Below are 25148 nucleotides of genomic sequence, written 5' to 3'. Positions count from 1 at the left end.
CTCCGGTGGATTTCCGTCCACGAGAATCAAAACCAAGAAACGCCGTGGTTGGCCCATCACGCTTCGGGGGTCACATCCGGCTAAGGAGAAGCGAAATGAAACTGAACGAATTGCGCGACAATCCTGGCGCCGCACCGAAACGCACCCGCGTTGGCCGCGGTCCGGGTTCCGGCAAAGGTAAAATGGGTGGCCGTGGTATCAAAGGCCAGAAATCCCGTTCGGGTGTGGCCATCAACGGCTACGAAGGCGGCCAGATGCCGCTGTACCAGCGCCTGCCCAAGCGTGGCTTCAACAAGCCGAACCGCAAGGAATTCGCTGTTATCAACCTGGGCCTGATCCAGAAATTCGTCGATGCCGGCAAGCTGGACGCCAAAGCTGCGATCACCGAAGACGCGCTGGTTGCTTCCGGTCTGGTTCGTCGCAAGCTGGACGGCATCCGCGTTCTGGCCAAGGGCGAAATCAGCGCCAAGGTGAACCTGGAAGTCACCGGTGCCTCGAAAGCCGCTGTCGAAGCGGTCGAGAAAGCGGGCGGCTCACTTAAGGTCACAAAAGCTGCTGCGGCAGAGTAAGCGCTTGTGAGCGGGCCCAGACCCGCTTACATAGACCTCACAGTTTTCCTAGACGCCGTCCGAGCCGGAAAACGGTTCCGGGCGGCGTTTGCATAAGAGAGACCGATTTATGGTATCAGCAGCAGAACAAATGGCAGCCAATACAAGCTGGGCTGCCCTTGGCAAAGCCACCGATCTGCGCAACCGCATCCTGTTCACGCTGGGTTTGCTGATCGTCTATCGTCTGGGCACCTTCATTCCGGTGCCGGGCATTGACGGACAGGCGCTGCGCGAGTTCATGGAACAGGCGGGGCAGGGCATCGGCGGCATGGTTTCGATGTTCACCGGCGGGGCGCTGGGTCGGATGGGTATCTTTGCCCTCGGCATCATGCCTTATATCTCGGCCTCGATCATCGTGCAGCTGCTGACATCTATGGTTCCCGCGCTCGAACAGCTCAAGAAAGAGGGCGAGCAGGGGCGCAAGAAGATCAACCAGTACACCCGTTTCGGCACCGTGGCGCTGGCCACCGTTCAGGCCTATGGTCTGGCCGTGTCGCTGGAATCGGGCGATCTGGCGACCGATCCGGGGCTGTATTTCCGGTTTTCGACCATGATCACTCTGGTCGGCGGCACCATGTTCCTGATGTGGCTGGGTGAGCAGATCACCGCGCGCGGCATCGGCAACGGGATTTCCCTGATCATCTTCGTCGGCATCATTGCCGAGGTTCCGGCTGCGCTGGCGCAGTTCTTTGCCTCGGGCCGCAGCGGCGCGATCAGCCCTGCAGTGATCGTTGGTGTGATCGTCATGGTCATCGCCGTGATCACCTTTGTGGTCTTCATGGAACGCGCGTTGCGCAAGATCCACATTCAGTACCCGCGCCGTCAGGCCGGTATGAAAGTGTACGAGGGTGGATCCAGCCACCTGCCAGTCAAGGTCAACCCAGCGGGTGTGATCCCGGCGATCTTTGCCAGCTCGCTGCTGCTGTTGCCGGTGACGATCTCGACCTTCTCGTCGGGGGCGGCCAATGGTCCGATCATGTCCTGGATGCTGGCCAACTTTGGACCCGGACAGCCGCTGTATCTGCTGTTCTTTGCTTCGATGATCGTGTTCTTCGCCTATTTCTACACATTCAACGTATCGTTCAAACCGGATGATGTGGCGGACAATCTGAAAAAGCAGAACGGCTTTGTTCCCGGTATCCGTCCGGGCAAGAAAACCGCCGAATATCTGGAATACGTGGTCAACCGCGTGCTGGTTCTGGGCTCGGCCTATCTGGCAGCGGTCTGTCTGTTGCCTGAAATCCTTCGGGGCCAGTTTGCCATCCCGTTCTACTTCGGCGGCACCTCGGTTCTGATTATCGTCTCTGTAACCATGGACACGATCCAGCAGGTTCAGAGCCATTTGCTGGCGCATCAATACGAAGGGCTGATCGAAAAGTCCCAACTGCGCGGCAAAAGCAAGAAACGCGGCAGGAAGGGACCCGCTCGTCGATGAACATCATTCTTCTTGGCCCCCCGGGGGCCGGTAAAGGGACGCAGGCGCGTCACCTGGTCGAAACACGCGGCATGGTCCAGCTGAGCACCGGCGACATGCTGCGCGAGGCCAAGGACAGCGGCACCGAAATGGGCAACCGCGTGGCCGAGGTCATGGCCAAGGGTGAGTTGGTCACCGATGAGATCGTCATCGGCCTGATCCGCGAAAAGCTGGAGCAGGGCGCCGAGGGTGGTTTCATCTTTGACGGTTTCCCGCGCACGCTGGCGCAGTCGGACGCGCTGGGTGAATTGCTGGACAGCACCGGCAACAGCCTGGACGCGGTGATCGAGATGGAAGTCGACGATACCGCGCTGGTCCAGCGCATCACGGCCCGGTCGACCTGTGGCGGATGCGGTGAAGTCTATAACGACGTCACCAAGCCGATTCCTGCAGATGGAAAATGCACCAACTGCGGCAAGGAAAACGACTTCAAGCGCCGCGCCGACGACAATGAGGAAAGCCTCAAGACCCGTCTGATGGAATACTACAAAAAGACCTCGCCGCTGATCGGCTACTACTATGCCAAAGGTGCGTTGACCAAGGTCAACGGGCTGGGCGAGATCGCCGAAGTTCAGGGCGCAATTGCCGGTGTTCTTGACAACTAATCGTAAGGTCTTATCTTTTTGTTAGCAAAGCACGCGTAATACGTGCATGTCAGGAGGCTTGTATGCTTGTCTTTCGCGAAGGTTACAGGGATTAACGATCCCCGATGAACTGCACTGCAGAAATGGTCGAAGCCACGCAAATACTGGTTTGCGTGGCTTCTGAGTCCGGGATTGAGTGGTTAATACGCTATTTTGGTGGGCCGGCGGCCATTTTGACCTCGGCCCTCATCGCTTTTTTCATGGCGCGCGCCACAATCAGGGCAAACCAGACAACTGCCCGCAGGCTGGCGACTTTGAACCTGATCGAGCGTTCGGAATCCACGGAATACTATCAGGAACGGTATGTCGCGTTCAGGGATGCGCGGCAGGACGAAAACGGGTTGTCGGCGCTGTTCAGCCCCAGCAATGCTGTGCTGCAGAAACAACGCCGCCTTGTGCTTGAGATGCTCAACCACTACGAGCTGATTGCCAGTGGGATAAAGGCCGGGATTCTCGACGCCGACTACTATAAAAAGTACATGCGCTCGACGTTTGTCAGGGATTGGTTGGCTGCAAAACCCCTGGTGGACCACATCCGGAAGCCGACGCCGGACAGCGGGGCAGACGTGCCTGCCAACAGCGCGTTCAGTGAGTTTGAAGGGCTGGCCGCGGAGTGGGAAGCCGAAATGAAAGCAGAGGGTTTGCTATAAATTGTCAGTGGCCGGGGCCAAAGCTCCGGTTGGAGTATTGACGTCAGGCCCAAAAGCCCATATCGACCCACATCCCTTTGGGAATCACCCGTGCGTGCGAGATTCGTCGCGCGCGCTTTTACTACCTCGAAATAATGCTGGATCCTCTGGCGTCACTGCCAAGATCAAGTGTTGTGAAAAAAGGTTCCGGAGTTACGGAACCGCAACAAAAAGGAAAGTGACACGTGGCACGTATTGCCGGCGTAAACATCCCGACTGCCAAGCGGGTACCTATCGCCCTCACATATATCACCGGAATCGGCAACACCTCGGCCAAAGCGATCTGCGAAGCTGTAGGCATTGAAGCGACCCGTCGCGTCAACGAACTGTCCGACGCCGAAGTTCTGAAAATCCGCGAATACATCGACGAAAACTACACCGTTGAAGGTGATCTGCGTCGTGAAGTTCAGATGAACGTCAAGCGCCTGATGGACCTGGGCTGCTATCGCGGTCTGCGTCACCGCCGCAACCTGCCGGTTCGCGGTCAGCGCACCCACACCAACGCTCGTACCCGCAAAGGCCCCGCAAAGGCCATCGCTGGTAAGAAGAAATAAGGGAGGGTCTGACTGATGGCACGTGATAAGACTCGCGTTAAGCGCAAAGAGCGGAAGAACATCGCATCGGGCGTCGCCCATGTGAACTCGACCTTCAACAACACCAAGATCCTGATCTCGGACGTACAGGGCAACGCCATCTCGTGGTCGTCTGCCGGTACCATGGGCTTCAAGGGATCGCGGAAATCGACCCCCTACGCCGCTCAGATGGCTGCTGAAGATGCAGGCAAGAAGGCGCAGGAACATGGCGTCAAGACGCTGGAAGTCGAAGTTCAGGGCCCCGGTTCGGGTCGTGAATCGGCTCTGCGCGCGCTGGCTGCCGTGGGCTTCAACATCACGTCGATCCGCGACGTGACACCGATTGCTCACAACGGCTGCCGCCCGCCGAAGCGTCGCCGCGTCTAAGCGATTTTGAATTGAGCTGGGGCCAGTGTTTTTGCACGGCCCCAGCACGTCATTTTGAACCTCGGGCGTCTGCACCTTGTTGGTCATGGGGCGCGGACAGGAATGGAGGGATTACATGATCCACAAGAATTGGGCAGAATTGATCAAGCCGACCCAGCTGGACGGCAAGCCGGGCAACGACCCTGCACGTCAGGCAACCCTGGTTGCTGAACCGCTGGAGCGTGGCTTTGGTCTGACCTTGGGCAACGCCCTGCGCCGCGTTTTGATGAGCTCGCTGCAAGGCGCGGCCATCACCAGCGTTCAGATCGACAACGTCCTGCACGAGTTCTCCTCGGTTGCGGGCGTGCGTGAGGACGTCACCGACATCATCCTGAACCTCAAAGGCGTGTCGCTGCGCATGGAAGTCGAAGGCCCCAAGCGCCTGTCGATCAATGCCAAAGGCCCCGCCGTTGTCACCGCTGGCGACATCAGCGAAAGCGCCGGCATCGAGGTTCTGAACCGCGACCACGTCATCTGCCACCTGGACGATGGCGCCGATCTCTTCATGGAACTGACCGTCAACACAGGCAAGGGTTACGTTTCGGCTGAGAAGAACAAGCCCGAAGACGCGCCCATTGGCCTGATCCCGATCGACGCGATCTATTCTCCGGTCAAGAAGGTCGCCTATGACGTTCAGCCGACCCGTGAAGGTCAGGTTCTGGACTATGACAAGCTGACCCTGAAGATCGAAACCGACGGGTCGATCACGCCCGAGGACGCGCTGGCCTATGCTGCGCGCATCCTGCAGGACCAGTTGTCGATCTTCGTCAACTTCGACGAGCCGGAATCGGCCGGCCGCCAGGACGAGGATGACGGTCTGGAGTTCAATCCGCTTCTGCTGAAGAAAGTGGACGAACTGGAACTGTCGGTCCGTTCGGCAAACTGCCTGAAGAACGACAACATCGTCTATATCGGCGACCTGATCCAGAAGACCGAAGCCGAGATGCTGCGCACCCCGAACTTCGGCCGCAAATCGCTGAACGAGATCAAGGAAGTGCTGTCCGGCATGGGTCTGCACCTTGGCATGGATGTCGAGGACTGGCCGCCCGACAACATCGAAGATCTGGCGAAGAAATTCGAAGACGCGTTCTGAAGTGGTGCCGGGCTGAAGCCCGGCCTACTTCGGACCAACCCGTAGGCCGGGCTTCAGCCCGGCACACGCAACAACAAATGCCCGGACTACCGGGGACAACAAGGGCAATGATGCCCCAAGGAGAGCGCCTGACACGCATCGGGTGCCAGACAAAGCAAAACGCGAAAGAAGGAACTGAAAAATGCGTCACGCACGTGGTTACCGCCGACTGAACCGTACTCATGAGCACCGCAAGGCGCTGTTTGCGAACATGGCTGGCTCGCTCATCGAGCATGAGCAAATCAAAACAACTCTGCCCAAGGCAAAAGAACTGCGCCCGATCATCGAAAAGCTGGTCACTCTGGGCAAGCGCGGCGACCTGCACGCCCGCCGTCAGGCCGCAGCACAGTTGAAAGAAGACAAAGACGTCGCCAAGCTGTTCGAAGTTCTGGGCCCCCGCTACGCCGAGCGTCAGGGCGGTTATGTCCGCATCCTGAAAGCTGGCTTCCGCTATGGTGACATGGCGCCGATGGCGATCATCGAATTCGTTGATCGTGACGTCGATGCCAAAGGCGCGGCCGACAAGGCCCGCGTTGCTGCCGAAGAGGCCGCAGAAGAATAAGTCGATCCGACGATCTGACTGTCAGACCCCTGCGTCCCGGACGTGGGGGTTTTCTTTTTCCCGAACGCGGTCACGGATGCCGCGCTTGCATTACCGGCCCGGTGGCCGCATATCCTACGGGTCTCTGAAGATTGAGGTCGGAATGCTGCGCGCGACAGTTTTAGCTTTCTCCATTTTGTCGGCATCACTTGCCACGGCGGAAACACGGGTTCCGCAGTCCCAGGCTGACATCAGTCTGGGTTTTGCCCCGGTCGTCAAACAAGCCGCCCCGGCGGTTGTGAACATCTATGCCAAGATCGTCCGGCAGGGGCGCACCAACCCGTTGTTCTCGGACCCGTTCTTTCAGGATTTCTTTGGTGGCGGCTTTGGCACCCCGCAGCCGCGAGTGCAAAACTCGCTGGGTTCGGGCGTGATCCTGTCCGATAACGGCTATGTGGTGTCGAATTACCATGTTGTGGGCTCGGCGACCGAAATCCGCGTGGTGACAACCGACCGGCGTGAGTTTTCGGCGACGGTTGTTCTGGGGCATGAGGAAAGCGACATCGCCATTCTGCGGCTAGAGGATGCGTCTGACCTGCCTTACCTGAACCTGCGGGACTCGGATCAGGTTGAGGTGGGAGAGCTTGCGCTGGCCATCGGTAACCCGTTCGGGGTCGGGCAGACGGTGTCGTCGGGCATCATCTCGGGTCTGGCGCGGACCGGGACCGCCACGGGCAATGCGCGGGGGTATTTCATTCAGACCGACGCGGCGATCAATCCGGGCAATTCGGGCGGTGCGCTGATTGATGTGAATGGCGATCTGATCGGGATCAATACCTCGATCCTGACCCGCTCGGGCGGGTCCAACGGGATCGGCTTTGCCATTCCGGCCAATCTGGTGGCCGAGTTTCTGCGGCAGGCGCAGGCCGGCAATGACAGTTTCGTCAGCCCCTGGGCGGGGATCACTGGCCAGCATATGAGCGCTGATATCGCCGAGTCGCTGGGTCTGGCCATCCCATTGGGCGTGGTGATTTCAGATCTGCATGACCTTAGCCCACTGGCCGAGGCCGGTCTGAGGGTCGGCGATGTGGTAACGCACGTGGACGGGGATGAGGTGAACTCTCCCGCCGAGATGAAATTCCGCATGTCCGTTGCCGGGGTCGGTGGAACCTCGGTTCTGACCCGGTTACGCGGCGAGGATCGCGAAGATGTGGAAGTGGCTCTGATCAAAGCGCCTGAAACACCTGCCGCTGAAGAAACCACTCTGGACGACCGTACGGTGCTGCCCGAATTGAAGGTATCAGGGGTCAACCCGGCGGTTATCACAAAGCTGGGGCTGCGCCTGACCCAGACCGGGGTCGTGGTCATTGATCCCGGGCCATATGGTGCGCGCGCCGGACTGCGCACTGGGGATGTTCTGGACGCGATCAACGGTGCCGCCATTGAACGCCCGCGCGACGTTGTGCAAGCGCTGACCGATCCCAGCCGTCGGGTGCAGATGACGATCCAGCGCGGCGGGCGCACCCTGTCACTGCGGTTCCGGCTGTAACGCCATGAGCGACCTGTTCGACACCGGCGCGACCGAGCCTGCACCGGCCCCTCATCGCCCTTTGGCGGATCGGCTGCGCCCGCAAACGCTGGCCGAGGTGATCGGGCAGCAGCAGGTGCTGGGACCGGATGCGCCTTTGGGTGTCATGCTGGCCTCGGGCAGCCTGTCCAGCCTGATTTTCTGGGGGCCGCCGGGTGTCGGCAAGACAACGATCGCCCGGCTTCTGGCGCAGGAAACCGATCTGCATTTCGTTCAGATCAGCGCTATTTTCACCGGGGTTCCGGACCTGAAAAAGGTGTTCGAGGCGGCAAAGATCCGACGTCAGAACGGGCAGGGTACTTTGCTTTTCGTGGATGAGATCCATCGCTTCAACAAAGCCCAGCAGGACGGATTCCTGCCGCATATGGAGGATGGCACCATCCTGTTGGTCGGGGCGACGACCGAGAACCCGTCCTTCGAGTTGAACGCCGCTGTGCTCAGCCGGTCGCAGGTGTTGGTGCTGGAGCGTCTGAGCCTTGCAGATCTGGAGCGTCTTGCCCAACGGGCCGAGAAGGAACTGGGCAAAACCCTACCTCTGACTCCGGCGGCACGCGATGCGCTGCAGGAAATGGCCGACGGCGACGGGCGTGCCTTGCTGAACCTGATCGAGCAAGTCGCCGCCTGGAACGTCGATGCACCGCTGGACCCGGATGCGCTGTCGACACGTCTGATGCGCCGCGCGGCCAAGTACGACAAGTCGGGGGACGAGCATTACAACCTGATCTCGGCCCTGCACAAATCGGTGCGCGGCTCAGACCCCGATGCGGCGCTTTACTGGTTTGCGCGGATGCTGACCGGCGGCGAAGACCCGCGCTATCTGGCGCGGCGCATCACCCGTATGGCGGTCGAGGATATCGGTCTGGCCGACCCGCAGGCGCAGGCGATTTGTTTGCAGTCGTGGGAAACCTACGAACGGCTCGGCTCGCCCGAGGGCGAGTTGGCGCTGGCGCAGGCGCTGGTCTATCTGGCGCTGGCTCCGAAATCGAACGGGGCCTATGTGGGCTACAAGGCGGCGATGCGGCTGGCCAAGCAATCGGGCAGCGAGCCGCCGCCCAAGCATATCCTGAACGCGCCGACCTCGCTGATGAAAGATCAGGGCTACGGCGCAGGTTATGCATATGATCATGATGCCGAAGATGGTTTTTCAGGCCAGAACTACTTTCCCGAGACGATGAAACGGCCCGTACTGTATCAACCGGTCGAGCGCGGGTTCGAGCGTGAGTTGAAGAAACGACTGGATTACTTTGCCAAGCTGCGGTCGCAGCGAAACAGCGGGTAACGCAGGGTCAGGTCCGCTGCTGCCGTGGCGTCACAGGAGACAGGTGGCGCAACTCGGGTTTCCCTTGGGTCAGTGACTGCAAGGGAGGACGCGTCATGCCCGTATCAATCGAAAAATCCGAGGATGTCTGGACCGTCATTCATGACCGGCCCGAGGCCCGCAATGCAGTGGATGCCGATCACGCGAAGGCCTTGGCCGATGCCTTTCTGGAGTTTGAGCATAGCGACGCCAAGGTGGCGGTGTTCTGGGGCAAAGGCGGCAATTTCTGCGCAGGGTGGGACCTGAAGATGGCCGCAACCCTGGCCGATCCGGAACTGGGTGAAGCGTATTACGAGAGACACGGCTTTCCCATAGGATCAGCCCCGTCGACATTGGGGCCAATGGGGCCATCGCGTCTGGAATTGTCGAAACCGGTGATCGGTGCGATAGAGGGGGCCGCCGTGGCGGGCGGGATGGAGCTTGCCTTGTGGTGCGATATCAGGGTGATGGCCGAAACCGCTTATCAAGGTGTCTTTTGCCGCCGCTGGGGCGTGACCTTGATGGATGGCGGGACAGTCCGCCTGCCGCGTCTGGTCGGGCAGGGCAAAGCGCTGGAAATCGCGCTGACCGGGCGCAAGGTCGAGGCCGAGGAATGCTATCGCATCGGGCTGGCCGAGAAGGTTGTACCCCATGGCGAGGCGCGGGCCGCAGCCGAGGCCATGGCCCACGACATCGCCCGTTTCCCGCAAGAGGCGGTACGGGCTGACCGACGCTCGATCATCGAAACGCGCGGGATGTCTGTGCGCGATGGGCTGAAGCTCGAATGGGCCAACGGGCTGGAAGCGATCCGCCGCGAAGGCACCGCAGGCGCGGGGCGGTTCCGGGACGGGGCCGGGCGGCACGGAGATTTCCGGAACATCTGACGGGCCGCTGATTGCTTGACTCTTGCGCCGTTGCGGGCGACAGACGCGCATGTTTTCTAGGACACTGGCAATAGCGCAATCCGGGCGGGTCAGCCGCACGGCGCAAGGGGCAATGGCATGAGTGGCGTACAGATGATTACGGTCGCAGACGGCGACGGCGACCAGCGTGTGGACCGCTGGCTGCGCCGCCTGTTTCCGCATGTCAGCCAGGGGCGCATCGAAAAGATGTGCCGCAAGGGCGAGTTGCGCGTGGATGGCAGCCGGGCCAAAGCCTCGACCCGGTTGGAGGTGGGGCAGGTCGTGCGCGTACCGCCCTTACCCGACGCGGATCACAAACCAGCCGAGGTCAAGCGGAGCGTGTCCGACGCGGATGCGAAGATGATCCAGTCCTGCGTGATTTACCGCGACGATCATGTTCTGGCGTTAAACAAACCGCATGGCCTGCCAGTTCAGGGCGGCAGCGGCCAGACACGTCATGTGGACAGCCTGTCCGAAGCGTTGCGCTTTGGCTATGATGAAAACCCGCGTCTGGTGCATCGCCTGGACAAGGACACATCCGGTGTTTTGCTGCTGGCACGGACGCGTGAGGCCGCCAAAGGGCTGACCGCCGCCTTCCGGCACCGCGACACGCGCAAGATCTATTGGGCCTTGGTCGCAGGTGTGCCCACGCCTTATCTGGGAGAGATCAAGACCGGTCTGGTCAAGGCCGCAGGCCATGGCAAGCAGGGCGAGGGCGAGAAGATGATCCCGGTGCATATGGGCGACATCGACAGCACGCCGGGTGCAAAACGCGCCCATACGCATTATGCGACGCTTTACCGTGTCGCCGGTCGCGCCGCCTGGGTGGCGATGGAGCCGATCACTGGCCGGACCCATCAATTGCGTGCCCATATGGCGGCGATTGGGCATCCGATCATCGGGGATGGGAAATACGGCGGATCGGGTCAGGAAAACCTCGGCGATGGCTGGGGCGCGCAACTGGGTGGGATCATCAGCAAAAAGCTGCACCTGCACGCGCGGCGTGCGTCTTTTCAGCACCCGATGACGCGCAAACTGATCACCATCGAAGCGCCCCTGCCTGAGCATATGAAGCACAGCTGGGACACGTTCGGATGGACCGAAGACCTTGCCGCTGACGACCCGTTTGAGGAGCTGCAATGAGCGCACCCCTGCGGCTGGTTCTGTTCGATGTCGATGGCACTCTGGTCGACAGTCAGGGCAGCATCGTCCATTGCATGACTGCCAGTTTTCAGACGGCTTCGGTTGTTGTCCCGCCCCGAGAGACGATTCTGTCGATTGTCGGCCTGTCCCTGCCACAGGCCATTGCGCGGCTGGCGCCGGATCAGTCCGACGCGGTGCAGGCGCAATTGGTCGAGGGCTACAAGCAAGCCTTCCACGCCCACCGGCTGGACCTGGGTGCCGCCAGTTCGCCGCTGTATCCCGGTGCGCGCGCGGCGATTGAAGCCCTGCATGCGGTGCCCGAAATCCTTTTGGGTGTCGCAACCGGCAAATCTCAGCGCGGTCTGGACGCGTTGATCGAGGCGCATGGGCTTGAGCGCTATTTTGTGACCCGGCAGGTGGCCGATCATCACCCGTCAAAACCGCATCCTTCGATGGTGCAGACCGCGTTGGCGGAAACCGGGGTTGATGCGGCGAACGCGGTGATGATCGGGGACACCAGCTATGACATGGACATGGCCGCCGCTGCCGGTGTTGCCGGGATCGGTGTGTCCTGGGGTTATCACGATCCATCAGCGCTGACCTCTGCCACCTGTATGATCGAAACCTTCGACCAGTTGCCCCGCGCGCTGGACACGATTTGGACCTGAGACATGAGCGATTGGAAACCGAAACGCTTCTGGACAAACAGTACCGTGGTCGAGGCCGAAGGTGGCCACACGGTCGAATTGGACGGTCGCCGGGTCAAGACCCCGGCCAAAGCGGCGTTGATCCTGCCGACACATGCGATGGCTCAGGCCGTGGCTGCCGAATGGGAGGCACAGGAAAAAGAGGTGGACCCTGCCACCATGCCCTTCACCCGCTCGGCCAATGCCGCCATCGACAAGGTGCGCATTCAGCACGGCGAAGTGGCGGATATGCTGGCGGATTACGGCGACTCTGATCTGCTGTGCTACCGCGCCACGCACCCGCAAGAGCTGCAGATGCGACAGGCCAGGGAATGGGACCCGGCGCTGGACTGGGCCGCTGAACATTTGTCAGCCCGGTTGATCCCTGTCGCGGGTGTCCTGCACAAGCCGCAATCGCCAGAGGCGTTGCAGCGTCTGCGCGCCCGCGTGCATGACATGGATGCGTTCCAGCTGGCGGCGTTCCACGATCTGGTCAGCCTGTCCGGGTCCTTGGTCCTGGGCTTTGCTGCGGCCATGAACTGGCGCAATCCGGACGAGATATGGCGCATTTCGCGTCTGGATGAGGACTGGCAAATCGAGCAATGGGGCCACGACGACGAGGCCCATGCAGCCAGTGAGGTAAAGAAAGCCGCCTTTCTGCACGCCAAGAGGTTCTTCGACCTGTCAGTTTGATCCGTCACAACCTGATTTTTGGGCGTAAGTGCATGAACCAGCGGGCCTGATCCATCGTTTTCACTGATCCGGCCCTTGACGTTTGTTTATGATTGCGCCCAAACTCATGCCCACTAAAGGGGAGACACCTTTGGGGTAACCTTACCGGCATTTACTTGCCGGACAGAGCCGCCTTTCAAAGGGCGGAAAATCAGGAAGAGGTAAAAATGAAAAAATCCGTAATCTTGGGCGCGGCAACAGTTGCCGGTCTGGCCGCAAGCGCAGCAGTGGCGGGTACCATTGACGACGTCAAGGCGCGTGGGACTCTGAACTGTGGTGTGACCACCGGTCTGGTTGGCTTTGCGGCACCCGACGCGAATGGTGAATGGCAGGGCTTTGACGTTTCGCTATGCCGTGCTGTAGCTGCTGCTGTTCTAGGCGATGCGAACGCTGTTGAATTCGTTCCGACCACCGGCAAGACTCGCTTTACCGCGCTGGCGTCTGGCGAAATCGACATGCTGGCCCGGAACACCACCTGGACCTTCAGCCGTGACGTTGACCTGAAGTTCGAATTCACCGGTGTGAACTACTATGACGGTCAGGGCTTTATGGTTCCAAAGGCACTGGGCGTCAGCTCGGCCAAGGAACTGGACGGCGCAACTGTCTGCATCCAAACTGGCACCACCACCGAGCTGAACCTGGCCGATTTCTTCCGTGCCAACAACATCAGCTACGAGCCGGTTCCGATCGAAACCAACGCAGAAGCGCAGCAGCAGTATCTGGCTGGCGCATGTGACGTTTACACCACCGACGCTTCGGGCCTGGCCGCGACACGTGCTACGTTCGAAAATCCCGGTGATCACGTCCTGCTGCCCGAAATCATCTCGAAAGAGCCGCTGGGCCCGTTGGTCCGTCACGGCGATCACGAGTGGGGCGATGTTGTCCGCTGGACCCTGAACGCGCTAATCTCGGCTGAAGAACTGGGGGTGACCTCGGCCAATATCGACGAACTGTCGAGCGGCACTGACAACCCGGAAGTGAACCGTCTGCTGGGCACCGAAGGTACCCTGGGCGAAATGCTGGGTCTGGACGCTGACTGGGCTGCTAAGGCGATCAAAGCCGGTGGTAACTACGGCGAAGTGTTTGCCAAAAACATCGGTGAAGAAACTCCGATCGGTCTGGCACGCGGCCTTAACGCTCAGTGGACCGAAGGCGGCCTGCTGTACTCGCCGCCGTTCCGCTAAGTCATCAACGGGAGAGGGCGCAGGGCAACCTGCGCCCTCTTCTACTATAACTGCTGTGGACAGAAACGGAGCGGGGACAACCTCGCCGGGGTAAAAACAGTCCACAAGCTACGGGGATCCCAAAACATGTCGACTATGACTGACCCACCGAAAGCTGATTTTCGGTTGTCTATGCTCATAAACGATACCCGCTACAGATCGCTGACCTTTCAGGTGATTGCGGCCATCGTTATTGCGCTATCCATCTGGTATCTTGGCAATAACCTGATCCAGAATCTTCGAGCCGCAGGGCTCAATATTTCTTATACCTTTCTTGGCGACTCAGCCGGGTATGACATCAACCAGCGACTGATAGAATATGACAGCCAATCCTCGCATGGACGCGCGGCGATTGTTGGTATTCTCAATACGCTTCTGGTCGCGTTCCTGGCCTGTATCACTGCCACGGTGTTTGGTGTGATCGCGGGGGTTCTGCGACTGTCCAACAACTGGCTCGTGTCGAAACTGATGGCGGTTTATGTCGAGATCTTCCGGAACATCCCGGTTCTGATCTGGATCATCATCATCTTTACGATCATGACGGCCGTGCTGCCGGGGCCAAGGGCGTTCCGGGGCGAAGACCCGTCTTCGACCATGCTGTTCGATGCGTTCGCATTCACCAACCGGGGTGTCTATATCCCGCGGCCCGAATTCACCAACGGGCTGTTTGGCGCGACAATTCTGAACTGGCTGCTGGTAATCGCCGGTCTGGTGGGTTCGTCGTTCGCTGCGCACGAAGTCGAAAAACGCGCCACGCTGAAACAAGAACAGACTGGCGAGCGCCCCCAGACGTTCATGATCAAACTGGCCATCTGGCTGGGTCCGCTTGTCGTTCTGATGGTTCTGATGGGCCTGACATGGGACATCCCCGAGTTGAAGGGTTTCAACTTCAGCGGTGGTATCAAGGTCGGTGGCCCGCTGATCGCCCTGTGGTTCGCGCTGTCGATCTACACTGGTGCCTTTATCGCTGAAAACGTGCGGGCGGGTATTCAGGCGATCTCGAAAGGTCAGACCGAGGCTGCTGCGGCCCTTGGCCTGCGTCCGGGTCGGATCATGAACCTGGTGGTTCTGCCTCAGGCGTTGCGGGTGATCATCCCGCCGCTGATTTCGCAGTACCTCAACATCACCAAGAACTCGTCGCTGGCCATTGCCGTGGGGTATGCAGATATCACCGCGACCTTGGGTGGAATCACGCTGAACCAGACCGGTCGCGCGATCGAATGTGTTCTGCTGCTGATGCTGTTCTATCTGACGGCCTCGCTGACGATCTCGATGGTGATGAACATCTACAACGCATCCGTCAAGTTGAAGGAGCGCTGAGCCATGGCCGATCAATCAACAAATCCGATCGCCTTTGTGGCTGACGGGACAATCCCGCCCTCGCCACCGCCCGCAAACCAGACGGGTGCCATCAAATGGCTGCGCGAGAACCTGTTTTCGGGCGTCACCAACACCATCCTGACACTGCTGTCGCTGGTCCTGATCTATCTGTTGCTGAAGAACTTCCTGCCATGGATGCTCAACGGGGTCTGGAACGCAAACTCGCTGGCGGAATGCCGCGAGATTCTGGCGGGCAAGACAGGGGCCTGTTTCGCGGTTCTGACGGAACGCTGGCCGCAGCTGATCTATGGGTTCAAATACCCGGCTGAAGCTTACTGGCGCCCGAATCTGGCCTTTGTGCTGATGCTGGTGGCGTTTGCGCCGGTGCTGTTCTTCGATCTGCCGCGCAAGCTGCTGATCTTTACCGGCCTGTACCCGTTCATCGCCTTCTGGCTGATCTGGGGCGGTACGATCCTTGCGCCACTGGTCGCGCTGGTGGGCTGTGTGGCAGCAGGTGCCGTGTTCCAGAAACTGGGCAAGAGCAGCTTTGCCGCCGGGTTCTTCGGCGCGATTGTCGTTGCGCTGATCATATGGAATGTCGGCGGGGCGCTGATCCCGGAAGGTGCGTCGGAAAATGCCTGGCTTTCGGCTGTTCCCAGCCGTGACCTGGGTGGCTTCATGCTGAACATGATGCTGGGCGTGACCTGTGTGTCGCTGTCGGTGCCGCTGGGCATTGCCCTGGCGCTGGGCCGTCAGTCCAACATGCCGCTGATCAAGTGGGTTTGCGTTATCTTCATCGAATTCATCCGTGGCGTGCCTCTGATCACGCTGCTGTTCGTGGCTTCGGTGATGCTGGCCTATTTCTTCCCGCCTGACAGCACGGTCGACCTGTTCCTGCGCGTTGTGATCATGATCACCATGTTCTCGGCCGCCTATATCGCCGAGGTGATCCGCGGCGGTTTGGCCGCGCTTCCACGTGGACAGTATGAGGCAGCAGACAGTTTGGGCCTTGATTACCCGCAGGCGATGCGGCTGATCATCCTGCCGCAGGCTCTGAAGATCTCGATCCCCGGGATCGTGAACGTGGCCGTGGGCCTGTTCAAGGACACCACACTGGTTTCGGTCATTTCGATGTTCGATCTGGTGGGCATGATCCGGGGTCCCATCCTGGCGTCAACCGAATGGAACGGCGTCTATTGGGAGCTTCTGGGCTTTGCCGCGCTTCTGTTCTTCGTCGTCTGTTACGGCATCTCTCAATATTCCCAGTGGCTCGAGCGTCGCCTTGCCACGGATCATCGTTAAGGAGTTCAACACATGTCTGAACTTGCAGTAGAACGCGAAATCGACCGCTCGAAAATGCAGGTGAGCGACGAGGTCGCCATCGAAATCAACAACATGAACAAGTGGTACGGATCCTTCCACGTGCTGCGCGACATCAATCTGACCGTCAATCAGGGCGAGCGGATCGTGATCGCGGGGCCGTCGGGGTCAGGTAAGTCCACCCTGATCCGCTGCCTGAACGCGCTGGAAGAACACCAGCAGGGCAAGATCGTGGTGGACGGGATCGAGCTGTCGAATGACCTGAAAAACATCGACAAGATCCGGTCCGAGGTTGGCATGGTGTTCCAGCACTTCAACCTGTTCCCACACCTGACCATTCTGGAAAACTGCACGCTGGCCCCGATCTGGGTGCGCAAGACGCCCAAGAAAGAGGCCGAAGAGCGTGCGATGCATTTCCTGGAAAAGGTGAAGATCCCGGAACAGGCCGACAAGTATCCCGGTATGCTGTCCGGTGGTCAGCAGCAGCGCGTGGCGATTGCGCGAAGCCTGTGCATGATGCCGCGGATCATGTTGTTCGATGAACCGACCTCGGCGCTGGACCCCGAGATGATCAAAGAGGTGCTCGACACCATGATCGAACTGGCCGAGGAAGGCATGACCATGCTGTGTGTGACGCATGAGATGGGCTTTGCCCGGCAGGTCGCCAACCGCGTGATCTTTATGGATGCCGGTCAGATCGTGGAACAGAACGAACCAGAAGAGTTCTTCAACAATCCGCAGAGCGAGCGGACCAAGCTGTTCCTCAGCCAGATTCTGGGGCACTGAACCGGTTGAAATCCGAAAAAAGGCGGGGCTTTGGCCTCGCCTTTTTTATTCCAGCAACTCACGCGGAATGGTGAATCCCAATACCGCCCCGCTGCGCCATGTTACATCTGCCCAGTTTGTGATGTCGAACCGGATAACCGCTGTCGCACAGGTGGGGTAATCGTAGAATCTGGCGTGATCTGGGCCTTGCCGCACGATGTGCTGTGCGAAACCCGCGATGCCCGGATTGTGCCCCAGCATCAGCACCGTTTCCCCTGTTGCGCCTGACAGAGCGGCCAGCATCTCGTCTGGCCCGGCATGATAAAGGGTCCGGGTAAAGCCGACCGTGGCGGCCTGCAGGCCCATCCTGTCCCATGTCTCGCGGGTCCGGGCTGAGGTGGAGCTGATGACCTCATCCGGCAGCCACCCGTTTTCGCGCAGCCATCCGGCAATCGCCGGGGCCGACTTGCGCCCGCGCTTGTTCAGTGGGCGGTCGTGATCGTCAAGCGCTGGATAATCCCAACTGGATTTTGCGTGGCGGGTCAGGATCAGAGTGCGGGTCATGACGGGTGGAACGCTTTCATATGGTGGGCGGACTGTTCCGGGTCGCGGCCCGCGCCGCTGCTAAGTGGGCAGGCCAGCCGGGCAAGGCATCCGCCGGTCATGCAGCTTTGCCCCTCGGGCGAATTCAGATGGTCATGGCAGGCATCGACGCTGTAAAAGGCTTCGGCATTCAGCGCCCCGACCGGGCAGGCCGTCGTGCAGGGGGCTGGGCAGGCAAGGCAGGGCGAGGCGGCGTTGACCTCGGGGATGTCGAATTCCTGCGCTAAATGCAGCGCGCCACGGTACGAGATCATCATGCCGACCGTGTCATGAACCAATGCGCCAACCGGGCTGCTGAAGGTGCGTCCGGATTTCAGCGCCCAGTCGATGAATGGGGCGTAAGGCGGTCCGCCGAATGGGAAATGGGCCTCTGCGCCCAGTGACTGTGCCATCCCGCCGATGACACGCCTGGACCAACGGTCCACCGGATCAGGACCCTTCCATTCGGGAGACGCTTTTAAAACCGGCCAAAAAGCCGAACCCGCCCCGAGTAAGACCAGAGTCCCCCCGTCCAGCCCTTTGGCGCCGCTGACCCGTGGATGGGTCGCACCCATGACGATCAGACCCGCTTGATGCGCAACGCGCCCCACCCAGCCAAAGCTGATTGCGGCCATGTAAGAGGAGGGTGGGGGATATCCGGTCATCTCTCCTCCGCAGATTGGATCAGTCGGGCCGGATCAGCGAACCCGCGCCGTGCTCGGTGAACAGCTCCAGCAGGACCGCATTGGGTGCGCGCCCGTCCAGAATGACCACGGCCCGCACGCCGCTGTGCAGCGCGTCCAGCGCCGTTTCGGTCTTGGGGATCATGCCGCCCGCAATGGTGCCGTCCATCGTCATCTCGCGGATTTGACCGGCTTTCAACTCGGTCACAACCTCACCACCTGCGTTTTTCACACCGGATACATCGGTGAGCAGCAGCAGGCGATCCGCTTTCAACGCCGATGCAATCGCCCCGGCTGCGGTGTCGCCGTTGATGTTAAAGGTTTCGCCATTCTTGCCCGCACCCAGAGGTGCAATCACCGGAATCACATCATGTGAGAACAGATCGTGCAGAATTTTCGGGTTCATCTCGGACGGCGATCCGACAAACCCAAGCGACGGATCGGCCTGATCGCAGACAATCAGGTTGGCATCCTTTCCGGAGAGCCCCACGGCACTGCCACCCTGACCGTTGATCGCCTGCACGATGCGTTTGTTCACAAGGCCGGACAGCACCATCTCGACCACCTCAACAGTGGGTTTGTCAGTGACGCGCTTGCCGTTCACGAATTCGGACTGGATGTCCAACTGACCCAACATCGCGTTGATCATCGGTCCGCCGCCATGCACGATCACCGGGTTCACACCCACCTGCCGCATCAGAACCACGTCGCGGGCAAAGCTTTCCATCGCTTCGTCACTGCCCATGGCGTGACCGCCCAGCTTGATGACGACGATGGCCCCGTCATAGCGCTGCAGATAGGGCAGGGCACTGTTCAAGGTGGCGGCGGTGGCGATCCAATCCCGGTTCATGTCACGTGTCTTCATGGCTAAGTCCCTCTGGCGTTCCGTGTTAGGAGGTTTGCACGGCGCTGCCAAGGGCCAAGCTATTCCAGATGCGCAATGATCGAGCGCAGGGTGGGAATTCCGTCGCCTTTCTCGGACGAAGTCAGCACGATTTCAGGGAAGGCCGCAGGGTGTTTGGACAGCGCAGCGCGCACTTGATCCAGAACCTTCTGGCGATCATTCGCTTTGACCTTGTCGGCCTTGGTCATGACGCATTGAAAGGTCACGGCGCTGGTGTCCAGCAGCTTCATGATCTCGGCGTCGACGGGCTTCACCCCATGGCGCGAATCGATCAGCACAAAGGCGCGGCGCAGGGTCTGTCGGCCGCTTAGATATTGCTTGAGCAGCCGTTGCCATTTCTCCACCACCTTGACCGGCGCGTTGGCGTAGCCATAGCCGGGCAGGTCCACCAGATACAGTTCCGGGCCTTGGGTGAAAAAGTTGATTTCCTGCGTGCGGCCCGGCGTGTTCGACGCGCGCGCCAGACCCTTGGTGCCGGTCAACGCGTTGATCAGGCTGGACTTGCCCACGTTAGAGCGCCCGGCAAAACAGACCTCAAGCCGGTCGGGGGCGGGCAGACCGTTCATGGCCACAACCCCTTTGACGAATTCCGAAGGCCCGGCGAACAGCTTGCGCCCACGCTCTTGCGCGAACTCGTCCGGGTCTTCGGCAAGCGGGAAGGGCAGCGATGTCATAGCAGGTTAACCTTATCGTCAAGGCGGATCTCGCCGCCCTGAATGACCTCGGCATAGACGCCGAAATCCTGATGATCCCAACTGTTGAGCGCGCCCAGGGTATCTGCGTCCCGCTCACCCGTTTCGGGATTGGCTGTTGTCGCCAGACAGCGGGTGATGCGTTCGCGAATGTGGAATACGGCCTGACCGATCTGCACGTCGCGACCCAGCCAGTCGAATTCTTCCCACAGGGGCAGGCCCTCGAACCAGATATTGCCGCGCCAGCGCTTGGGCGACAGTTCGCGGCCCAGTTTCTGTTCGACCGCGCGATGCGAGGCCATATTGCACAGGCTGATCGAGGGGTAGTCGCTGTCGGTCATGCCGCGCCCCGGTACCCGGACAATCCGGGCCGAAGCTGCGCGATCCGCAGGCATCAGCGGCTTGACCCAGTCCAGAAACACATCCTGCTGCGTATCGGGCGCGAAGCTCAGATCCGGGCGTTCGGGGTGATGCAAGGTGACGCGGTCCCCTTCCATCCGGGCCGAGATCGCCATCAGCTTGGGTGCCTTTGAACCACGGCTGAAATTGACGCAAGGCGCCCATTTGGTGCCATCGGTCTGCGCCGCCTCGTGCGCGACGGCCCAAACGCGATCCCCGGGCATGGTCTGCCCGGGGATTACTGTGACCTGATCCAGGGCTTCACGCCCATGGCTTTTGATCGGGTGCCGCCAAAGGGCTGAGACTGTCCCGCTCATTTTCCGTCCGTCTTGGGCGTCCGCTTGAAGCCGGACTTGATGTTGCCGAACACGTCAGGTTTGTAGCCCTGACTGCGCATGATCAGATATTGCTGGGTGAAGGTGATTGTGTTGTTCGCAATCCAGTAGACCACCAGCCCGCTGGCAAACCCGCCCAGCATGAACATAAAGACCCATGGCATCCACGCGAAGATCATCGCCTGCGTCGGATCGGTTGGGGCCGGGTTCAGCTTTTGCTGCAGCCACATCGAGATACCCAACAGCAGCGGCAGGATACCGATGAAGATCAGCGCCATGAAACTTTCGGGTGCAGGTCCCGCCCAGGGCAGCAAGCCGAAGAAGTTGAAGATCGAGGTCGGGTCCGGTGCGCTCAGGTCCTGGAACGGGCCGAACCATGGGGCCTGACGCAGTTCGATGGTGACAAAGATCACTTTATACAGCGAGAAGAAGATCGGGATCTGCATCAGGATCGGCAGACAGCCCGCAGCCGGGTTTACCTTTTCCTTTTTGTACAGTTCCATCATGCCCTGCTGCATCTTCTGACGGTCGTCGCCAGCGGCCTCTTTCAGGGCCTCCATCTGCGGCTGCAATTCCTTCATCTTCGCCATCGAGACGTAGGATTTGAACGCAAGCGGGAACAGGATCGCCTTGATGATCAGGGTCAGACCGATGATCGACCAACCCATATTGCCGATCAGCACATTGATGTTGTGCAGCAGCCAGAAGATCGGCTTGGTCAGGAAGTAGAACCAGCCCCAATCGATGCTGTCGATGAACTTCTGCACGCCTTCCGCCTGATATTCGCGAATGGTGTCCCATTCCTTGGCACCGGCAAACAGCTGCGTCGTCACCTGCTCGGTCGCGCCAGGCGCGACGGTCAGGGTGGGTAGCACGGTTTCGGTTTGGTAGATCTTGCGGCGGGCGTCGTATTTGGCGGCTGCCTTGAACGTTGCGCCTTCTGCCGGGATCAGCGTGGTCATCCAATAGTGATCGGTAAATCCGACCCAACCGCCTTCCTTGACCTGAAACACCTCGGCCTGCGCGCGCTCGTTGGGGTCGATGTCGAAGTCCCGCACATCGCCATAGTCGATTTCATCCAGAACGCCGTCGGCCATGACCATGACGCCTTCGTGCAGGATGAAGAAGTTCTTGAGGCCGGGAAGGTCGCCATCTTCGCCAATGCCGTGCCGCGCCAGAATGCCATAGGGGGCCATGCTGATCTCGGCTGCGGTGGTGTTTTCAACCGATTGGGTCACCGAGAACATGTAGTTTTCGTCGACCGAGACGGTGCGGCGGAAGGTCAGGCCGTTGCCATTGTCCCAGGCCAGCGTGATCGGAGTGTCCACGCCCAATGTCTCGCCCTGCTCAAGCGTCCAGAGGGTGTTGGGGCCGGGGACATCCGTGCCGCTCACGCCCGAGCCCGGAGCCCAGCCATAAAGCGCGTAATAGGCCGAGTCTGATCCCACCGGGGCCAGCAACTCGACAATGGGCGCGCCGTCTTCGATGGAAACCTTGTAGTCTTTCAGGAACAGCTCATCGATGCGCCCGCCCGACAGCGACAGGCTGCCTTTCAGGCGCGGGGTGTCAATCGCGACCCGCGGGGCCTGTTCTTCGGGCAGTGTCTCTTCGGTGGCGGCGGTCGCCTCGCCCACAGCACCGGTCGCAGTCGCGCTGGGTGTCTGAATCTCGGACTCTTGGGTGGCGGCGATCTCGGTCTGATCGGTGGCAGGTGTGGGTTCCGGCGGGGGGAACAGCACGAACCAGACCAGGATCACGAGAAAGCTGAGCGCGGTTGCGAGGATGAGATTCTTGTTCTGATCGTCCATCTGGGACAGCCACCTTGAGCAGTGAAAGACACCCGCAGGGTTCAACAGAGTGCAGGCCCAAAGGTCAAGCGGAATCGGTTGTTATTTCGTCACGGCAGGGGTCTGATCGGCCTAAAGTCCGCCTTATGACCCTGTTTGACGCCCAATCTTCGGAACACCGTTGACCTTGTTGCCATGTGCGGCAATCCAGTCCAGCGTTTTTTCAAACGGCATGGGCTTTCCGATCCCGAACCCTTGAACGTGATCGCAGCCCAGTTGTGCCATCAGGGCATGTTCACCCGGTGTTTCGACGCCCTCGGCCAGAGTTTCCACTTTCAGCCGTTCGGCCATGGTCAGGATCGCGCTGGCCAGTTGCTGCTGGCTTGGGTCCTGATCAGATTTCGCGACAAAGGATCGATCGATCTTGATCCGGGACACGTGGAACCGCTTGATCGACGCGATCGAGGCGTGGCCGGTGCCGAAATCATCCAGATCAATGCAACATCCCAGCGCCGCAAGGCCTGTGACATTGCGGGTGATCACATCGTCCGGTCGGCGGGAAAACACGGTTTCCAGAACCTCGACAGCAAGACGGTCCGGTGTCAGGTCAAATTGGTCCAGTTCCCATTTGAGGCGGTCAATCAAACCGGCGTCGCGCAACTCGTCAGATGAGAAGTTGATGCCGATCCGGGGCACGATGACCCCGGCCTGATCCCAATCGCGCATGGCCTGAAAGGCGTGGTGGCGGATGGCCTGACCAAAGCGTTCCATCAATTCGGCCTGTTCGGCAAAGGGCAGGAACACATGCGGCCCCAGCACGCCTTTTTGGGGATGTTCCCACCGGGCCAAAGCCTCAAACCCCGTGACGCGGCCTGTATCGGTCGAAACCTGCGGCTGGAACCACGGTCGAATTTCGCCGCCATTCAGGGCTGCGTCGAACTCTTTCCGCAGGTTGGTGCGAATGCGCGACCGGCGGCGGGTATCCGAGGAAAAGGCGCGAATCGTTGAGGGGCCGTTTTGCTGTGCCTCGATCAAGGCACTGATCGCGGCCTCTTTCCAGTTTTCGGCTGCACCGTCCGCCTCTCGCGAACTCAGGCAGAAGCCGATAGAACAGGACGCATAGATACCTGTGCCATTCGGCATGACAGGGTCTTCGACGGCGGATTGAATGCGCCCTGACATCTGGATACAGGCCTCAAGGTCCAAATGTTGCGACGGGCGCAGGGCGATCAGGATCTTGTTTTCGCCCAGACGTGTTGCAATATCCTGGCCACGGATCATCGACAGGACGCGCGCGCAGACCTGTTCCATGATATGGTTGGCCGCTGCCTGCCCGTGCAGATCAAGGATCTGCGTGTGGTCATCCAGCGCGATGGCAAGGCAGGCCGACACATCGCCGCTTTGTTTTGAACGATCAAATATCCCGCTCAGTTCAATGTCGAACCGATCATTGGCCAGCAGACCGCCCGAGTGTTGCCCGCGCCCGGCTTTCGCCTCAAGCGTGCTGGCCCCAGCGATCAGCAGCGGAAGGCCAAGTGCTGTTGCAACCAAAGCACGCTCACCCCCGATCCAGAACGCACCAAGGCTGAGAGCGGGGACAAATGCCAAAGCGGAAGAGCTGTTCAGAAGGGACGTCAGGCTACGCGCCAGACGGTCAAGTGAAGGTCGGTTCCGCATCGGTCTTTTGGCCCCTGGCAGTGATCGCACGGGCCAACCGTAGGAAATCAGTCTGAGTCAGTCGTTAACGCAACCGAGGAATTTCATCCGAATTTTCGGCTTTTTCGTCCGGTTTCAACGCAAGATTGGCGAAATCGAACAGTTTCGGGTCCAAAAGATGCGAGGGGCGGGCATTGGTCAGGGCGCGAAACATCACCTGACGACGACCGGGGCTGTTCTTTTCCCATTGGTCGAGAATCTGTTTGACCTGCTGGCGTTGCAACCCGTCCTGACTGCCGCACAGATCGCAGGGGATGATCGGGTAACGCATGGCGTTGGCGAATTTCTCGCAATCCGCCTCGGCCACATGGGCGAGGGGACGATAGACGAACAGGTCACCTTCTTCATTCACCAGTTTCGGCGGCATGGTGGCCAAACGCCCACCGTGGAACAGGTTCATGAAGAAGGTCTCAAGAATATCGTCGCGATGATGGCCCAGCACCACGGCCGAGCATCCCTCTTCGCGGGCAATGCGGTACAGGTTGCCGCGGCGCAGGCGCGAGCATAGCGCGCAATAGGTGCGGCCCTGCGGGACCTTGTCCATGACGACGGAATAGGTGTCCTGATACTCGATCCGATGGGGCACGCCCATACGCTCCAGAAACTCGGGCAGGACGGTGGCGGGAAAGCCGGGCTGGCCCTGATCCAGATTGCAGGCCAGCAGATCCACGGGCAGCAGGCCGCGCCATTTCAGCTCATACAGAACCGCCAGCAGGGTATAGCTGTCCTTGCCGCCAGACAGGCAGACCAGCCAGCGGGGCGGCTTGCCGTTCTTGTCATGGGCGGTCGGGTCCACCATGCCATACTGCTCGATCGCTTCGCGCGTCTGGCGCACGATGCGCTTGCGCAGCTTCTTGAACTCGGTGGTCGAGGGCACGCCGGCGAAGAGCGGGTGGATATCGTCTGCATCATCAAACATGGGCCGTGGTTACAGCGGACCGTTGGTCCGGGCAAGGTGTTGCGCGTTCGCCGGTTTGGGAAACCACCC

Annotated in this window: 26 protein-coding genes; 18 read left to right on the top strand and 8 right to left on the bottom strand. The window is 60.1% G+C overall.

All coding sequences use genetic code 11. The annotated features are described in order from the left end of the window. The first annotated feature begins 95 nt into the window (after nucleotides 1-95). From rplO to ACR0C9_RS09680, 18 genes are all read left to right on the top strand, one after another. Nucleotides 96-569, top strand: coding sequence for a 50S ribosomal protein L15 (gene rplO / locus ACR0C9_RS09765; protein WP_170456127.1), 474 nt, complete (start codon nucleotides 96-98; stop codon nucleotides 567-569). A 109-nt stretch (nucleotides 570-678) separates the two neighbouring features. Beyond that, nucleotides 679-2043 (top strand): preprotein translocase subunit SecY, encoded by a 1365-nt coding sequence (gene secY / locus ACR0C9_RS09760; protein ID WP_170456125.1) that lies wholly within the window; start codon nucleotides 679-681, stop codon nucleotides 2041-2043. Next, on the top strand, nucleotides 2040-2687 hold the full coding sequence (locus tag ACR0C9_RS09755; RefSeq protein WP_480780906.1) for an adenylate kinase: 648 nt from the start codon (nucleotides 2040-2042) through the stop codon (nucleotides 2685-2687). Before secY ends, ACR0C9_RS09755 begins: the two co-directional genes overlap by 4 nt. Nucleotides 2688-2809: 122 nt before the next feature. Next, entirely contained in the window at nucleotides 2810-3376 is a 567-nt protein-coding gene (locus ACR0C9_RS09750) for a DUF4760 domain-containing protein (protein WP_480780905.1), read from the top strand. A 224-nt stretch (nucleotides 3377-3600) separates the two neighbouring features. Next, nucleotides 3601-3969, top strand: a complete 369-nt coding sequence (rpsM, locus tag ACR0C9_RS09745; RefSeq protein ID WP_170456119.1) for a 30S ribosomal protein S13 — start codon at nucleotides 3601-3603, stop codon at nucleotides 3967-3969. 15 nt (nucleotides 3970-3984) lie between these two features. Further along, complete coding sequence (gene rpsK, locus ACR0C9_RS09740; protein WP_008757289.1) at nucleotides 3985-4374, top strand: 30S ribosomal protein S11; 390 nt, start codon at nucleotides 3985-3987, stop codon at nucleotides 4372-4374. A gap of 115 nt (nucleotides 4375-4489) precedes the next feature. Next, on the top strand, nucleotides 4490-5506 hold the full coding sequence (locus ACR0C9_RS09735) for a DNA-directed RNA polymerase subunit alpha (RefSeq protein WP_170377644.1): 1017 nt from the start codon (nucleotides 4490-4492) through the stop codon (nucleotides 5504-5506). A gap of 181 nt (nucleotides 5507-5687) precedes the next feature. Then, nucleotides 5688-6107: a 50S ribosomal protein L17 gene (rplQ, locus tag ACR0C9_RS09730; protein WP_170334079.1), complete on the top strand. Its 420-nt coding sequence runs from the start codon at nucleotides 5688-5690 to the stop codon at nucleotides 6105-6107. Between the two features lie 142 nt (nucleotides 6108-6249). Then, nucleotides 6250-7635, top strand: coding sequence for a trypsin-like peptidase domain-containing protein (locus tag ACR0C9_RS09725; RefSeq protein WP_170456117.1), 1386 nt, complete (start codon nucleotides 6250-6252; stop codon nucleotides 7633-7635). 4 nt (nucleotides 7636-7639) lie between these two features. Continuing rightward, nucleotides 7640-8953 (top strand): replication-associated recombination protein A, encoded by a 1314-nt coding sequence (locus ACR0C9_RS09720; protein WP_480583099.1) that lies wholly within the window; start codon nucleotides 7640-7642, stop codon nucleotides 8951-8953. 95 nt (nucleotides 8954-9048) lie between these two features. Then, entirely contained in the window at nucleotides 9049-9855 is an 807-nt protein-coding gene (locus ACR0C9_RS09715) for a crotonase/enoyl-CoA hydratase family protein (protein WP_480780904.1), read from the top strand. 117 nt (nucleotides 9856-9972) lie between these two features. Continuing rightward, a complete protein-coding gene (locus ACR0C9_RS09710; protein ID WP_480627257.1) occupies nucleotides 9973-11016 on the top strand; it encodes an RluA family pseudouridine synthase in 1044 nt (347 codons plus the stop codon). Further along, on the top strand, nucleotides 11013-11684 hold the full coding sequence (locus tag ACR0C9_RS09705; protein WP_480780903.1) for an HAD-IA family hydrolase: 672 nt from the start codon (nucleotides 11013-11015) through the stop codon (nucleotides 11682-11684). The genes ACR0C9_RS09710 and ACR0C9_RS09705 overlap by 4 nt, the downstream gene beginning before the upstream one ends. A gap of 3 nt (nucleotides 11685-11687) precedes the next feature. After that, nucleotides 11688-12395: an ATP12 family chaperone protein gene (locus ACR0C9_RS09700; RefSeq protein ID WP_480780902.1), complete on the top strand. Its 708-nt coding sequence runs from the start codon at nucleotides 11688-11690 to the stop codon at nucleotides 12393-12395. Nucleotides 12396-12601: 206 nt separating this feature from the next. Further along, the gene (locus tag ACR0C9_RS09695) at nucleotides 12602-13618 is read left to right on the top strand and encodes an amino acid ABC transporter substrate-binding protein (protein WP_170456105.1); all 1017 of its coding nucleotides are present in this window, start codon (nucleotides 12602-12604) and stop codon (nucleotides 13616-13618) included. Between the two features lie 126 nt (nucleotides 13619-13744). After that, nucleotides 13745-14977 carry an ABC transporter permease subunit gene (locus ACR0C9_RS09690; RefSeq protein WP_170624828.1) on the top strand — a complete coding sequence of 411 codons (1233 nt, stop codon included), beginning with the start codon at nucleotides 13745-13747 and terminating at the stop codon, nucleotides 14975-14977. A gap of 3 nt (nucleotides 14978-14980) precedes the next feature. Beyond that, nucleotides 14981-16279 (top strand): amino acid ABC transporter permease, encoded by a 1299-nt coding sequence (locus ACR0C9_RS09685; protein ID WP_480780901.1) that lies wholly within the window; start codon nucleotides 14981-14983, stop codon nucleotides 16277-16279. Between the two features lie 12 nt (nucleotides 16280-16291). Further along, entirely contained in the window at nucleotides 16292-17083 is a 792-nt protein-coding gene (locus ACR0C9_RS09680; RefSeq protein ID WP_480583087.1) for an amino acid ABC transporter ATP-binding protein, read from the top strand. 45 nt (nucleotides 17084-17128) lie between these two features. On the opposite strand, the gene ACR0C9_RS09675 is transcribed toward ACR0C9_RS09680, so the two are convergent. The 8 genes from ACR0C9_RS09675 to ttcA all read right to left on the bottom strand — a co-directional run bounded on the left by ACR0C9_RS09675 (nucleotide 17129) and on the right by ttcA (nucleotide 25079). Beyond that, the gene (locus tag ACR0C9_RS09675; RefSeq protein WP_480583085.1) at nucleotides 17129-17626 is read right to left on the bottom strand and encodes a SixA phosphatase family protein; all 498 of its coding nucleotides are present in this window, start codon (nucleotides 17624-17626) and stop codon (nucleotides 17129-17131) included. Continuing rightward, nucleotides 17623-18309, bottom strand: coding sequence for a ferredoxin (locus ACR0C9_RS09670; RefSeq protein WP_480780900.1), 687 nt, complete (start codon nucleotides 18307-18309; stop codon nucleotides 17623-17625). The genes ACR0C9_RS09675 and ACR0C9_RS09670 overlap by 4 nt, the downstream gene beginning before the upstream one ends. A 19-nt stretch (nucleotides 18310-18328) precedes the next feature. After that, entirely contained in the window at nucleotides 18329-19192 is an 864-nt protein-coding gene (gene argB, locus ACR0C9_RS09665; RefSeq protein ID WP_170456097.1) for an acetylglutamate kinase, read from the bottom strand. 59 nt (nucleotides 19193-19251) lie between these two features. Next, entirely contained in the window at nucleotides 19252-19905 is a 654-nt protein-coding gene (gene yihA, locus ACR0C9_RS09660; protein ID WP_170456095.1) for a ribosome biogenesis GTP-binding protein YihA/YsxC, read from the bottom strand. Next, complete coding sequence (locus ACR0C9_RS09655; protein ID WP_170456093.1) at nucleotides 19902-20639, bottom strand: MOSC domain-containing protein; 738 nt, start codon at nucleotides 20637-20639, stop codon at nucleotides 19902-19904. The genes yihA and ACR0C9_RS09655 overlap by 4 nt, the downstream gene beginning before the upstream one ends. Continuing rightward, on the bottom strand, nucleotides 20636-22465 hold the full coding sequence (yidC, locus tag ACR0C9_RS09650; RefSeq protein ID WP_480780899.1) for a membrane protein insertase YidC: 1830 nt from the start codon (nucleotides 22463-22465) through the stop codon (nucleotides 20636-20638). Before yidC ends, ACR0C9_RS09655 begins: the two co-directional genes overlap by 4 nt. A 123-nt stretch (nucleotides 22466-22588) precedes the next feature. Next, complete coding sequence (locus ACR0C9_RS09645; protein WP_170624822.1) at nucleotides 22589-24121, bottom strand: bifunctional diguanylate cyclase/phosphodiesterase; 1533 nt, start codon at nucleotides 24119-24121, stop codon at nucleotides 22589-22591. A gap of 64 nt (nucleotides 24122-24185) precedes the next feature. Then, complete coding sequence (gene ttcA, locus ACR0C9_RS09640) at nucleotides 24186-25079, bottom strand: tRNA 2-thiocytidine(32) synthetase TtcA (RefSeq protein ID WP_480780898.1); 894 nt, start codon at nucleotides 25077-25079, stop codon at nucleotides 24186-24188. Nucleotides 25080-25148 lie beyond the last annotated feature (69 nt).

The sequence above is a fragment of the Ruegeria sp. C12 genome (assembly GCF_056537745.1).
This window is presented reverse-complemented; position numbering and strand designations above follow the sequence as displayed.

Excerpts from the sequence above, each read along its gene's own strand:
- rplO (WP_170456127.1), top strand. The coding sequence starts at position 96 with ATGAAACTGAACGAATTGCGCGACAATCCTGGCGCCGCACCGAAACGC.
- secY (WP_170456125.1), top strand. The coding sequence starts at position 679 with ATGGTATCAGCAGCAGAACAAATGGCAGCCAATACAAGCTGGGCTGCC.
- ACR0C9_RS09755 (WP_480780906.1), top strand. The coding sequence starts at position 2,040 with ATGAACATCATTCTTCTTGGCCCCCCGGGGGCCGGTAAAGGGACGCAG.
- ACR0C9_RS09750 (WP_480780905.1), top strand. The coding sequence starts at position 2,810 with ATGGTCGAAGCCACGCAAATACTGGTTTGCGTGGCTTCTGAGTCCGGG.
- rpsK (WP_008757289.1), top strand. The coding sequence starts at position 3,985 with ATGGCACGTGATAAGACTCGCGTTAAGCGCAAAGAGCGGAAGAACATC.
- ACR0C9_RS09735 (WP_170377644.1), top strand. The coding sequence starts at position 4,490 with ATGATCCACAAGAATTGGGCAGAATTGATCAAGCCGACCCAGCTGGAC.
- rplQ (WP_170334079.1), top strand. The coding sequence starts at position 5,688 with ATGCGTCACGCACGTGGTTACCGCCGACTGAACCGTACTCATGAGCAC.
- ACR0C9_RS09725 (WP_170456117.1), top strand. The coding sequence starts at position 6,250 with ATGCTGCGCGCGACAGTTTTAGCTTTCTCCATTTTGTCGGCATCACTT.
- ACR0C9_RS09720 (WP_480583099.1), top strand. The coding sequence starts at position 7,640 with ATGAGCGACCTGTTCGACACCGGCGCGACCGAGCCTGCACCGGCCCCT.
- ACR0C9_RS09715 (WP_480780904.1), top strand. The coding sequence starts at position 9,049 with ATGCCCGTATCAATCGAAAAATCCGAGGATGTCTGGACCGTCATTCAT.
- ACR0C9_RS09710 (WP_480627257.1), top strand. The coding sequence starts at position 9,973 with ATGAGTGGCGTACAGATGATTACGGTCGCAGACGGCGACGGCGACCAG.
- ACR0C9_RS09705 (WP_480780903.1), top strand. The coding sequence starts at position 11,013 with ATGAGCGCACCCCTGCGGCTGGTTCTGTTCGATGTCGATGGCACTCTG.
- ACR0C9_RS09700 (WP_480780902.1), top strand. The coding sequence starts at position 11,688 with ATGAGCGATTGGAAACCGAAACGCTTCTGGACAAACAGTACCGTGGTC.
- ACR0C9_RS09695 (WP_170456105.1), top strand. The coding sequence starts at position 12,602 with ATGAAAAAATCCGTAATCTTGGGCGCGGCAACAGTTGCCGGTCTGGCC.
- ACR0C9_RS09690 (WP_170624828.1), top strand. The coding sequence starts at position 13,745 with ATGTCGACTATGACTGACCCACCGAAAGCTGATTTTCGGTTGTCTATG.
- ACR0C9_RS09685 (WP_480780901.1), top strand. The coding sequence starts at position 14,981 with ATGGCCGATCAATCAACAAATCCGATCGCCTTTGTGGCTGACGGGACA.
- ACR0C9_RS09680 (WP_480583087.1), top strand. The coding sequence starts at position 16,292 with ATGTCTGAACTTGCAGTAGAACGCGAAATCGACCGCTCGAAAATGCAG.
- ACR0C9_RS09675 (WP_480583085.1), bottom strand. The coding sequence starts at position 17,626 with ATGACCCGCACTCTGATCCTGACCCGCCACGCAAAATCCAGTTGGGAT.
- ACR0C9_RS09670 (WP_480780900.1), bottom strand. The coding sequence starts at position 18,309 with ATGACCGGATATCCCCCACCCTCCTCTTACATGGCCGCAATCAGCTTT.
- argB (WP_170456097.1), bottom strand. The coding sequence starts at position 19,192 with ATGAAGACACGTGACATGAACCGGGATTGGATCGCCACCGCCGCCACC.
- yihA (WP_170456095.1), bottom strand. The coding sequence starts at position 19,905 with ATGACATCGCTGCCCTTCCCGCTTGCCGAAGACCCGGACGAGTTCGCG.
- ACR0C9_RS09655 (WP_170456093.1), bottom strand. The coding sequence starts at position 20,639 with ATGAGCGGGACAGTCTCAGCCCTTTGGCGGCACCCGATCAAAAGCCAT.
- yidC (WP_480780899.1), bottom strand. The coding sequence starts at position 22,465 with ATGGACGATCAGAACAAGAATCTCATCCTCGCAACCGCGCTCAGCTTT.
- ACR0C9_RS09645 (WP_170624822.1), bottom strand. The coding sequence starts at position 24,121 with ATGCGGAACCGACCTTCACTTGACCGTCTGGCGCGTAGCCTGACGTCC.
- ttcA (WP_480780898.1), bottom strand. The coding sequence starts at position 25,079 with ATGTTTGATGATGCAGACGATATCCACCCGCTCTTCGCCGGCGTGCCC.